This is a genomic window from Pseudomaricurvus alcaniphilus (assembly GCF_011440395.1).
In the GTDB taxonomy this organism is placed as follows: Bacteria; Pseudomonadota; Gammaproteobacteria; order Pseudomonadales; family Cellvibrionaceae; genus Pseudomaricurvus; species Pseudomaricurvus alcaniphilus.
In genome coordinates this window covers 60,441-72,281 of sequence record NZ_JAAOIX010000004.1, presented here as the reverse complement: position 1 = coordinate 72,281, position 11,841 = coordinate 60,441, and the positions used below count along the sequence as shown (strand labels likewise).

Annotated in this window: 10 protein-coding genes; all 10 read right to left on the bottom strand. The window is 59.1% G+C overall.

Features of this window, described 5'->3' with window-relative positions:
- Positions 1 to 11: 11 nt before the first annotated feature.
- The 10 genes from G8764_RS10395 to G8764_RS10350 all read right to left on the bottom strand — a co-directional run bounded on the left by G8764_RS10395 (position 12) and on the right by G8764_RS10350 (position 11,835).
- Positions 12 to 2,186, bottom strand: a complete 2,175-nt coding sequence (locus G8764_RS10395) for a glutamine synthetase III family protein (protein WP_166164572.1) — start codon at positions 2,184 to 2,186, stop codon at positions 12 to 14.
- A 767-nt stretch (positions 2,187 to 2,953) separates the two neighbouring features.
- Positions 2,954 to 3,949: a potassium channel beta subunit family protein gene (locus G8764_RS10390; RefSeq protein WP_166164571.1), complete on the bottom strand. Its 996-nt coding sequence runs from the start codon at positions 3,947 to 3,949 to the stop codon at positions 2,954 to 2,956.
- Between the two features lie 187 nt (positions 3,950 to 4,136).
- Positions 4,137 to 5,654 (bottom strand): M48 family metalloprotease, encoded by a 1,518-nt coding sequence (locus tag G8764_RS10385; RefSeq protein ID WP_166164570.1) that lies wholly within the window; start codon positions 5,652 to 5,654, stop codon positions 4,137 to 4,139.
- A gap of 33 nt (positions 5,655 to 5,687) precedes the next feature.
- On the bottom strand, positions 5,688 to 6,371 hold the full coding sequence (locus tag G8764_RS10380; protein WP_166164569.1) for a hypothetical protein: 684 nt from the start codon (positions 6,369 to 6,371) through the stop codon (positions 5,688 to 5,690).
- Entirely contained in the window at positions 6,368 to 7,027 is a 660-nt protein-coding gene (locus tag G8764_RS10375; RefSeq protein WP_166164568.1) for a hypothetical protein, read from the bottom strand. The genes G8764_RS10380 and G8764_RS10375 overlap by 4 nt, the downstream gene beginning before the upstream one ends.
- 92 nt (positions 7,028 to 7,119) lie before the next feature.
- Entirely contained in the window at positions 7,120 to 8,124 is a 1,005-nt protein-coding gene (locus tag G8764_RS10370; protein WP_166164567.1) for a vWA domain-containing protein, read from the bottom strand.
- Complete coding sequence (locus G8764_RS10365) at positions 8,124 to 9,203, bottom strand: vWA domain-containing protein (protein WP_166164566.1); 1,080 nt, start codon at positions 9,201 to 9,203, stop codon at positions 8,124 to 8,126. Before G8764_RS10365 ends, G8764_RS10370 begins: the two co-directional genes overlap by 1 nt.
- 155 nt (positions 9,204 to 9,358) lie before the next feature.
- A complete protein-coding gene (locus G8764_RS10360) occupies positions 9,359 to 10,630 on the bottom strand; it encodes a hypothetical protein (protein WP_166164565.1) in 1,272 nt (423 codons plus the stop codon).
- A gap of 12 nt (positions 10,631 to 10,642) precedes the next feature.
- Positions 10,643 to 11,440: a MotA/TolQ/ExbB proton channel family protein gene (locus tag G8764_RS10355; protein WP_166164564.1), complete on the bottom strand. Its 798-nt coding sequence runs from the start codon at positions 11,438 to 11,440 to the stop codon at positions 10,643 to 10,645.
- A gap of 29 nt (positions 11,441 to 11,469) precedes the next feature.
- A complete protein-coding gene (locus tag G8764_RS10350; protein ID WP_166164563.1) occupies positions 11,470 to 11,835 on the bottom strand; it encodes a hypothetical protein in 366 nt (121 codons plus the stop codon).
- Positions 11,836 to 11,841 lie beyond the last annotated feature (6 nt).

The following is an 11,841-nucleotide window of genomic DNA, read 5'->3' as shown; positions in this document are numbered from 1 at the left end:
AGCGAGTGAGTCTATTTGATAAACATCATCTCGGCGTATTTGGGCAGCGGCCAAAGGGCGTTGGGGACCAGGGTCTCCAGGGTGTCGGCGTAACTGCGGGCGGTATCCATCAGTGCGCGAATCTCACTGGCGCAATACTTCATGTGCGCTTCGACGCTGGGGAAGTCGTGCTGGCCGATCGACAGCGCCAACTTGTCTACGGTGGCCAGCAGTCCATCTGCCTGGGCTGCGACCTTTTTCGCCAGGCTGGCGTCCAGGCTAATGCCGAGCTCAGCGGACGTTGCCAGGGTGTTGGTCAATTGTTCCAAATAGCTCATTGCCGCCGGGTAAACCAGGGTTGTCGCCATATCGATGACCAGCTTGGCTTCGACCTCTATGGAGAGAATATACTGCTCGGAATAGACTTCGTAGCGGCTCTCCAATTCAACCGGTGTCAGCACTCCGGTACTGGAAAACAGTTCAATGATCGCCGGGTCGAGGAACGCTGGCAAGGCGTCGGCGGAGGTGGGCAGGTTTTTCAGGCCGCGCTCTTCAACCGCCATCTTGTGCCAGGCTTCGGAGTAGCCGTCACCGCCGAAAATAACATTGCTGTGCTGGTCCATCAGTTCCTTTAACACGGCCAACACGGCTTCAGTCAGGCTCAGGCCCTCACCCAGGGCCAGCTCCAGTTTCCCGGCGACCCAGTTGAGCGAGTCGGCCAGCATGGTGTTCATAGCCACCAGCGGGCCGGACACCGATTGGGACGAGCCCACGGCCCGGAATTCGAAGCGGTTGCCGGTAAAGGCAAACGGCGAGGTGCGGTTGCGATCCCCCGGGTCGCGTTTGAAGGGCAGGATTTCAGCCAGGCCGAGATCCATATTGCCGCCACATTCGGTGGCGGTAAGATTGCCCGCCTTGATGTCCATAAAGACCTTTTCCAGCTGGTCGCCAAGATAAACGGACAGGATAGCCGGCGGTGCTTCGTTGGCGCCGAGGCGGTGGTCGTTGGAGGCGGATGCGATAACCGCGCGCAACAGCGGCCCAAACAGGTGGACACCGCGAATCACGGCACCGCAGAACAGCAGGAACTTCAAATTGTCTTCGGGGGTATTGCCGGGATCGAGTAAATTGCCTTGAGTGGAATTGCCCACTGACCAGTTGACGTGTTTGCCTGAGCCATTGACACCGGCGAACGGCTTCTCATGCAGCAGGGCCATAAAGCCGTGGCGCTTGGCGGTTAGCTTCATCACCGTCATCAGCAGCTGCTGGTGATCGGCGGCGACATTGGCGGATTCGAAATAGGGGGCAATTTCAAACTGGCCTGGTGCCACTTCGTTGTGATGGGTCTTGGCCGGTATGCCGAGCTTATAGAGTTGGTTTTCAAAGTCCTGCATAAAGACCTGGACGCGCTCGGGGATGGCGCCGAAATAATGGTCGTCAAACTGTTGCCCCTTGGCCGGTGGTGCACCAAACAGGGTGCGACCGGTGAGCAACAAGTCGGGGCGCAGGTTGGCAAATTTCTCATCCACCAGGAAGTATTCCTGTTCCGCGCCGCAACTGGAATTGAGGCTGGCGATTTCGGTTTCGCCCATCAACTGCAGGACTTTTTTGGCCGCCTTGTTCATGGCCGCGTTGGAGCGCAGCAGAGGGATTTTCTTGTCCAGTGCCTCGCCGGTCCAGGACATAAACACGCTGGGTATCATCAGGGTGGCGCCGTTGGCGGTATTCATGATGTAGGCTGGGCTGGTTGGATCCCAGGCTGTATAGCCGCGGGCGGCATTGGTCATGCGCAAGCTGCCGTTGGGAAAAGAGGAGCCGTCGGGCTCACCCTTGATCAACAGGCTGCCGGTAAATTCTGTAATGGCGTTGCCATCGGCATTGGTGACGATAAAGCCATCGTGTTTTTCCGCGGTGGCGTTGGTCATAGGGTAGAAAATGTGGGAGAAAAACTTTACCCCTTTGGACAGTGCCCAGTCTTTCATGGCCGCGGCGACGACGTCGGCCGTGGCTGGGTCCAGCGGCGCACCGGTCTGGGCGGTCTTTTTCATCGCCTTGTAGGCGTTCTTGGACAGGCACTCTTCCATCTTGGCCAGGTTGAATACGTCCGTCGCCCAAATCTTGCTCAGCGGTTCGGGTTTTTCCACTTCCATTGCTGCGCCAGATGTAATTGCACTGATGGCCAAATGCCGGTACTCACTTCCACTCATGTTTGTTTCCTCAAAAATAGCAACGACGTTATCTGTTGCGTGGTAAACGATCAGATAACAAGGGGAGCTGGGTTAACGCCAACTGCAGCCAGCGACGGGGCAGATGAATACCGCTGACAGGTGGTCATCGTGTTCCCTTTCAATGCGTTTGCCGGGCCGGGGTGTTTTACTCGCTCAGGTCTTGTGTACTCAGGTCTTGTGTACTTTGCTCTCGTGTACATAGGCCTGGTGTACTTGGGTCTTTTGTAGCCAGGCTTTGCTTACATGGGTTTTGTTAGCTCGCGGAATACAGGGCAGCAACGCATAACAGTAGTGACAAGGCAAAAACCGAACCACACTGGTGGCATGCAACGAGTTATTTGCAGCTTGCACACTAAGGGGGTGTTTTGCGCGGTGGGCGCGAGAAGTTGGTGCACCGAAGTGCAGGGAATCGGCCTTAAACAGCGCTGGTGAAGTCCAAATGCCGGTGGCTGCCGGTAACTTTGCGTACAAATGATGCACTTGCGGTACTGGCCAGAAAGTCACGGTGTTGCATCCGCACTGACAGTACAGCCGTGCGCCGCGGGATTGCATATAAATGCGCCATATTAGCTCGTTGCCTGGGCAGAGCGCGGAAAACGTCCCCTGTTGGTGCGGCGCGAGATTTGATGCGGCCGTGGTGCTGTAGCTTTTTTGCCCGGTGCGCCAGCTGCCGGACAGTTGCCGGGCAATAAGCTGTCGGGCGACAACTACTCTGTCATAAGGGGATAGCCGCCCGGCGCTGCTGGTTATTGCCCCCAGCGTTGCGGTGCCGGGGGACGGTTGTCGACGATATCCTCGATTGCGTCCATGACTTCTGTGGTCAGTTGGGGCAAAGCGTCCAGCGCCCGCAGGTTGTCTTCTAATTGGGTCAATTTTGAGGCGCCCAAAATGACGCTGCTCACGTTCGGGTTTTTCAGGCACCAGGCCAGCGACAGGTGAGTGACACTGATGCCCAACTGGCTTGCCAACTCGGTGAGCTTGCGGATTTTGGCGATTTTTTGTTGGCCGGCGTCACTGTCCCAGGTTTTTCGCAACCACTCATAACCGGGCAGGGCCAAACGACTGTCGCCGGGAACGCCGTCGTTGTATTTCCCGGTCAGCAGGCCAGAGGCCAGTGGCGACCAGATCGTAGTGCCCATGCCGTAGTTTTGGTAGAGCGGCAGGTATTCCGCTTCAACTCGGTGCCGGTGAAGCAAGTTGTACTCCGGCTGCTCCATGCTCGGCGGGGTTAAATGTTCGCGCTGGGCTACCGCGTGAGCTTCGGTAATCTGCTGGGCTGACCACTCCGAAGTACCCCAGTAGATAACCTTGCCCTGTTGAATCAGGTTGTGCATGGCGCGCACAGTTTCTTCAATGGGGGTATCGATGTCCGGGCGGTGGCAGAAAAACAGGTCGAGGTAGTCGACCCGCAAGCGTTTCAGGGCGGCGTCGCAGGCCTCGCGCACGTGTTTGGCGTTGAGCCCCAGCTGGGTTGGCTGCTCGCCACCCCAAAATACTTTGGACGAGACGCTGAAAGTGTCCCGGGCCAGACCCAGGGCAGCAATGGCGTCACCCATGATCTTTTCTGATTCGCCCGCCTCGTAGCCCTCGGCATTATCGAAGAAATTAATGCCGCCATCGTAAGCCGTGCGCAACAGAATCTTGGCGTCGCGCAGAGCTACCTGTTTGCCAAAGGTGACCCATGAGCCCAGTGACAGCGCGCTCACTTTTAATCCGGCCTTGCCCAGACGTCGATATTCCATGGTTATACTCCCGAGTTAGTTAACGCTAAAAATAGCCACTGTAACATTCATGGCCAAGTGATACCGACACGCCAGCGGCAATGCATGAACGATACCGGCGGGGGAAGCTGTTGTGGGGCTGGTTCGCGCCTTCAGGAAAGGTTTTTATAGAGCGCCCTCAGGGGGCCGCTCTATGCCGGGGCAATGCCTACTTGACCACCTTGATCCACTCCCCTGGCTGGGGTTCACCCCGCGGATAGTAGCCATTCAGCAGCCGCAATTGCTCCTCGGTGTATTTGCCCAGGTTAAAATGCTGCGCCAGTTGTGCAAAGGTGGTGAACTCGTTGGCTCTGACATAGTGCAGGGTCTTGTTGGTACCGCTGCTGCGGCGCTCGGTTTGGGAGGGGCGAAAGGTGCGGATGCTGTCTACAAACAACTGGTCATCGGTCTTCGGTTCGCTGCTGTCTGCAGCCGGTTCGCTGTCGCTGCTGTCGCCGGCGGGCGGCGCCGCAGGGCCCTCCACCAGACCCTTGATGATATAGACCCGGCTGCCCTGGTAGATGACGGCCAGGCGGGTGGGGTAGGGTTCACTTGCCGTTGCTGGCACCAGGCCCATATGCCCCGGCATACCAAATTGGGTAAATGGCTCCGATTGCTGCAGGGTGGGTATTTTGAGAATTTGCTGGATATATTCGTTGGGCGCCAGCGGGGCGCGCAACAGGTCGATGCCAATGGTCATACGGGCGTGTTGGTCGGGGGCGCTGGCAACGATCTGGTTGCGCTGGTTCTCAGCTTGCCACTGCAGCGGAAAGTCGATGCTAAAGCCCAGTTTGCTGTGGCTGTAGGTGTTTTTCTGCGCCGCCTCCAGGGTTTTGGCCTGGTAGTTGGGGCCGTAGACCATGTCCTCGGTGTGCCGGCGGAACTCCTCCCGGTTATCCGTACCGGACTGCAGGGCGGACAGCTCGCCGGCTTTGCCAACCACCTCCTGCAGGCGCTTGTCGTTGCGCGGGTGGGTGGCAAATACACCGTGATAACTGCTGGGCTTTTTGCCTGAATCCAATGCCAGGCGCCGACTGAAACGCTCCTGGTCTTTCAGCACACCAATAACTTCGATCATGGCCTTGGGGTTGTAGCCGGCGCGGTACAGGTACTCGGCGCCCAGGCTGTCGGCTTCCAGCTCCATTTCCCGGCCGTAGCCACTGACTGCGGCCGTACCCCAGAGATCGGCGACATCGCCGACCACCGTGCTGCCGGTAGCCAGTACCGAAACAATGGTGGCCACACCGGAACCCTTGCGGGCAGTGTCCTGCTTGACCGAGTGACGGGCGGTAATGTGACCGATTTCATGGGCCAGCACCGCCGCCAGCTGTGCTTCGGATTGCAGGTAGCCGATCAGGCCGCGATTGATGTAGACATACCCACCGGGCAGGGCAAAGGCGTTGATATCGGGGCTGTCGATGATGGTGAAGTGATACTCCAGCTCTGGCCGGTGGCTGCTTTGTACCAGTTTCTGGCCGATGGCATTGATGTAGGCGGTCAATTCCTCGTCCGGGTAGACCGGGGCAGACTGCAGGATTTTTTCGTGCATCTCCTTGCCGAGGCTGATCTCCTTGCTCTCACTCATAAACACCAGGTTGGGTGTGCCGGTGGCGGGGTTTACCGAACAGCCAGCCAGGCCCAGCAGGGTTAACCCCAAGGCAACGGCGGCGACAGTGGGCAATTTCATGGAGCTCCTCCGGGCTGGTTTATTGCCACGCGGCTATTCCAGGCCGGGCACGTTGTTCTGGCTGGCGCCGACAGGCTGGAAAAAGCTGTACAACTGTTCCGCCATGGCTTTGCAGGCGTTGTTCTGCACTCTGGCAATGATGGGTATGGGGATGACCACCGCCGGCATATAGGATGTGCCTTCGGCATCGGCACTGATTTTGCCGAGATTCTGCAAATCCCGGTAGTCCCAGATGGTGGCTTCATAGTCCGATTCCTTGTCCCAGGTGCCGAAGCCAAAACAGCCGGCGCCGCCGGTGCCGATGGAGCAGCCGATGGAGCCGGCGCTGCCGGTGGTTTCGGTATTGCCATCCACCCAGATAATATAGCGGATCTTATAGCTGTCGATGCGCTGGGCGACCTGCTTGCGGGCCAGCAGGCGGTTCATATCCTTGACCCGCATCGGCGCGGTGCGGGGCTCAAACCAGGGGTACAGGGCGTCGACAAATTGCTGTTCGGGTATCACTGCGACGTTGTTGCTGGCCAGGGTTTTGCTGATGCAGTCCACCAGTTCCGGCTCGGTCTCATAATTGCTGGATTGACGCCTGCCCAGCAGCACCACGTACTCTCCCTCGGCGATTTCCACACTGGTCTGCCGGTGTCGCAGTTCGTCGATGGTGACGCTGGTGCAGCCCGGTAACAGTATGGCGCAGAGGATCAATAAGCGGCAGCATTTCATGGTTTGGGCTCCACGGTTTCGCTGGCTGGGGAAGCGGGGACGGTCGCCAGTATACGACTCTTGTTCTCCATCCAGGCTCTGATTTCCGGTACTCGCAGTGTCGTTAATGACAGATTGGCACCCAGGTCTCGCAGGGCGACCACAGCGGCGGCATTCATGGCCTTTTCGTCCGACAGCATAAAGGCCGTGGGGGTTTTGCCGTAACCGGTGAGAATCCAGTCGGCCACCAGGCCACCGTGGGAGTTGTAGGCACTGAGGTTGTATTTTAGCCACACTTCGTAGACTTTAAAGCGGGTCTCGCGCGGTACTGAATACTGGAACTCGATAATCTTCGGGTGTATCACCAGGTCCGCCGCCAGTGGCGCCTCGGCCTCTGGCAGGGCGCTGATTACGGTGAGGTCGCCAAACAGTTGCGATAAAACCTGGTTAAACAGCTTTATCTGGGCGTCGCCGGTCTCAATGATCCACTTGCCCCGGTCTTTACTCTCTTCGGTGTAGGTGTAGGTGCGAAATGTATCGTCGTAGTACACGGCGATGTTGTGGGCAGTGGGCTTGACCAGCGGAATGGGGAAATCGCCCTCGACCTTGAGGGCGTTAGTGCAGCCCTGCAGCAAGAGTAGCAGCATTAGCACGGCTGTCTTAGCGGTATTGGGCATGAAGCCGACCCCTCTTATATCCTATTTTATAATTATCAACTACAGCTCTTATATTTCGATGAGTTAACCGGTTAAAAGTTCTGGTGGCGCGGCTATTTTCCTGGCCGGTAGTCGTTCAGGCCGACAAACGTGCCGCCGTTGCGATAGGTTAGCTCCCGCATCAGCGCGGCAAAACGGATGCCGGTGGTTTGCAGGTGGGGCGGCCGGGCAAACTGCACCGGGAAGCCAACCGCGTGAATGCGCACCATGCGCTCGCCCGGGCGCCGCTCCTTGTTGAGTCGGTCAACGGTGTTCACCACCGTCTCGATGGATTGGCCGGTGAACTCATCCCCCATAACGTAAAGGCTGATCTTCTTGCCGGGGTCATAAAAGCTGCGCACGGCTTTCTGGATACCCTCTACCGGGCTGCTGTTGCTGAACGGGTTCCAGCTGCGCAGGCGCTTGATAATGATGTCACGCCGGCCGGGGGTATCCGGAATCCACTCACCGCGGTAATTGGGGAACATATAATCCCCCATATCGTTCATGATCTGAATGCCTTTAACCTGGGGGTATATCTGCAGGGTCGCCACCAGCTCCTCCAGCATACGCTCCCAGCTGTAGTTAAACATACTACCGGATGTGTCGATGATGAAAATAATATATTCGCTGTCCACGGGAATGCCGCCGATGACGCTGTTTTGGCGCTGGTGCTGGCGCCCCAGCAGGCGCTCCATTTCTTCAGTCAGGGTCTGCAGGGCGAGGTAGAGCTCGCCGCGGCGGGTGCCCTCGGTGGACGCCGCAGCCGCCATGCGGGCGTAGTCGGCCCGCACCTGCTCGAGCTTGCTCTTGAGGATGGCGATGCGCTTTTTTTCCTCGGACAGCTGCTCGTGCTTGGCGTCGAGGTCGCGATTTAACACGGCGGTTTCACCGCGCAGGCTGAAAAGCTGTTGTTGCAGGTTCTTGAGCTGTCCCTCCAGGTTGATCTCCGCCCGTTCAATGGCGATGGGCTCCGTGGTTTTGGCGATCATCAACAGCAGCACGATGGCGCCGAAGCCGCAGCAGATCACGTCCAGAAACGACATGTTGAATTGTTCCTGCTCCCGGCGCTTTCTCATCAGGGCCAATCCTTTGAGGGGCTGATAAAGCTGCCGTTGGTACTCTGGGCCAGTTGCCAGAAGGCCGCAGCGGCCATGGGGTCACCCTCCATCGGCGCCAGAATGACGTTTACCGGAATGCCTCCCGGCAACTTGTCCAGCGCGCGGTTGAACAGCTTGACCCGCTCGGGGCTGCTGACCACGCTGCCCTTGGGGGGCTGCATACCCTGGGTCGGCAGGCCGTCGGTGATCAGGTAGATATTGTCCGGTCGCGGCGACATCAGGCTGACCGCGTGAAATACCCGCTCCAGGCTGGTGCCACCGGCGGGTGTCAGGCGGCGAATGTTGAGCAAGCCCTGCTCCAGCTCGGCCCCGTCACTGACCCGCAGCCAGTTGTTTTCGCTGCCACTGATGGCGGCCTTCACGTCGGTGTTAAAGGTGTAGATCTGGTATTGGCTCAGGGGTGGGAACTGGGCGCTGAGCCAGTCCACAGTGGCGATGGCGCGCTGCCATTTGGCGGCGTTGCGGCGCTGTTCTTCCGGCATATTGCGACGCCGGATGATGTTGACGATGCGCTCGTCCAGCATGCTGGCGGAGGCATCCAGCAGGATCAGGATGCGGCGCCCCCCCAACTTCATGCCGGTGAGGTACTGGCGGTTGCCGGCGCCGACAAACTGGCGCACATCGTTGCCCTGGTCCCGCTGCTGCTTTTCCAGTTCCTCTTTTTCCGCCTGCAGGTCGCGCAGGCGCTGTTGCAGGGAGGTTATGGCTTCCTGCGGCTGGTCAGCCAGCAGATCTTCGATGCGGGCGCGGGCGGCTTCGGTATCGCGGTTGATACGGGTGGCCAGGCCGAAGGCGTCTGCCAGTTGTTGATCCAGCGCCGAGAGTGTATTGCGGGCTCGCACCAGGCCGGCCTCGCCCTCACGGATGTCCTCCTCGAGCAGGTTGACCTCGGCCATCAGGTTTTCATTCTCGACCCGGGTCTGGTTGTCGACATCGTGTTTAATGATCAAAAAGACCAGCGCGACGGCGCCAAATCCACAGGACATGATGTCGAGGAAGGAGAGGCTGAAGGTGGTAAAGCGCCGCTTGCGTGCCACGAGTGTTGTGTTTCCTGAATCCTGTTGACTGTTTGGGCATGATTTATCGTCATGCGCTGTTGGGATGCCCGCTGTGGCACCCGCTACGGTTCGCCGCCGGGGCTGGCCTGGCCTGCGAAAATTTTATGCCGCCCAATTAACTGGCGGGCAAAACCCTATCCCTCCACGGTAATCAATTCCAGCACCGGGCCATGGGCCGACAGACTGACAGTATCGCCCTGGTGCAACGGTTGCTCCGCGGTCAGGGTCAGGCCGTTGAGCATCAAGCCGTTATCTTGCAGCGGGCGTATATGGTTGTTGTGCAATATTGCCAGTGCGGCACTCTGCTCATCCGTCTGCAGTGGCTGCTCCCGATCGGCCTGTAACCACAAGGTGCCTGCCAGCGGGTAAGCCCGGGAGCGGAACAGGATATGGGTGGCGGGAATGCCGGTTTTCGGGGCCTCGGCCTGCGGGGTGCAGGGCAGGGCGCTGGTAAACCGAATGCCGTCGGGGTGGACCGGCAAAATGCGGGCGATGGACTCAAACGCTTGTCCCACTTCGGCGGCGGAGAGATGGTGCTGTTGCAGCTCCGGCGGCAAAAACATGCCCAGCCGCGACAGGCGATCGCCGAGGTAGAGCTGACTGTGATCGTTGAGTTGCTGCAGCCGGGTTGTCAGTGGTTGCAGCCGGTTGGCCACTTCAGCACAGAGTTCGCGGGCGTCCACCTGGATGCTGCTGTGATCGAGCCGGCACTCAATCACCCGCTGGGTTTCTGCCTGTTGCAAATACTCGGGGATGGCGTCAAACAGGCTCTGCTCGATGTGGGCGTCGTGGCGCGGGTTGAAGCGGGTCAGCTGGATAAATTTGTTAGTCAGGTATTTCAGCAGGTGCGCTTGCAAGTCGAGCCAGCCGATGTGCGGCAAGACTTCGACCTGCTGGCGCCGCAGTTGCTGCCCGTCCATGACCAGTTCGGAGATGACCGCGTGGTGCAGGTGGCACTCCACATGGCTGAGACGGGGTTGGCTGGCGTTGGGCAACAGCGAAGCCAGCGCCGTATCGACGATGCCGGTGGTGTTGAGGCCGCACTGCTGGGCAATGCCCAGCAACAGCCCCAGGGCCTGTTTGTCGAGCTGGCCGGAGAGGGCAAAGATAACGTCCCGGCCATTGAAGTCGAGCCCCAGTTGCGCCTCGATGTGCTGCAGGTGCTGGTAGGCCAGGTCGGCGTGGTGGCGAATCTGGCGGTTGACGCTGTTAAACGGGGTGACATCCAGCTGCGACCAGAAGCGCGTGTAGGTGTTCAGCGGCTGGGTACGGCTGGCCTGCAGGGCCGGCTCGCCAAACAGCAGTCGCTCGCGGTCGACCAGGGCGACGCCGGGGCTCTCGAGCAACATCTTGCCGCCGTCGTAGCAGCGAATGCCGAGGTCGTTCAGGTCCAGTACCAGGCTCATAGATCAGTTCCCTCAGGCGGCGCGCAGGTGGCGTAACAGTTTGTCTTCGCAGTAGCTGTGCGAATCCAGCACCTGGCGCTCTTGCAGCAATTGCAATTGATGACTCAGGAACATGACCACAATGCTGATCACCAGGGCGATAAAGGTGGAGTTAAAGGCTACCCCTAGGCTGACTGTGACGCCGGCAATATCACCCTCGACAGCTTTATGGGCCTGGCCCAGCGCCTCCCCGATACCGCGCACCGTGCCAATAAAGCCGATGGAAGGAATGGCCCAGGCGATATAGCGCACCATGGACAGCTCGCTGTCGAGACGGTCGGCTTCGGACTCACACATCTCCTTCACCGCATTGCTGGCATCGGCGATATTGCGGGTCGAGTGAAAGCGCCGCAGTGCCGCCAGCATAGCGCGGGGAATCAGCAGGCTCTGCTGCTCTTGCGGCAGAGCCTGCACCGGGCGGGCAAATTCTTCGGTATCTTCCGGTAAAATGCTGGTGCCCTCCCGCACCCGCAGCAGCGGCATGGCCAGCAACTTGCGTTCCGTGAGCGCCAGCCTGGCCTTGTAACCCATAATGGCCATGGCCCAGAACATCAGGATAAAGCAGGCCTCCTGCTCCAGGTCGCGCATCACCACGTAAACGCTGCGCTGCACCACGTAGGCTTCGCCACTGGCCTGGCGGTCGAGCTGGTATTGCAGTATGGCGTCAGCGTTGGGGCGAATCCAGGCGACGTAAAGGGAGTGCACCACGATGATGGCGATCAACAGGGCAAATAGTTGATAGGTGAACTCCGAGCCGGCATTACGTTTCATCCAGGTTTCCTGTGTGCTTGATGGTTAGGTTATATGTCGGCCGGAAAAGAGACCGACAGATCCTTGGAGATCTCTTCGCTGGGGTCAAACCGATCCGCGGAGGGCTCGGCAGGCTCTTTCGCGGCGACCTTTTTGTTCTGCTCGCCGTCTTGCTGGCTAGCGGCGGCTTGCTGTTCGGTGCCGGCGGCGCCGGCCTCGGCCTGCGGCTCGTCACCGGTCACTGTTTTTTTCTCGCTAATTTGTACGCCAATTTGCGCGGAGTTGTCGTCCTCGCCGAATACCGGTGTGGTGGCAATTGCCAGCGACAGCAGCAGGGTAGCCAGCGCCGCGCGAGCGCATAGTGTGTGCCCGGTGCCGTCGGCGCGGCTCGAGTTCGAAACGCTGGGTTGGCGCATTAGCGA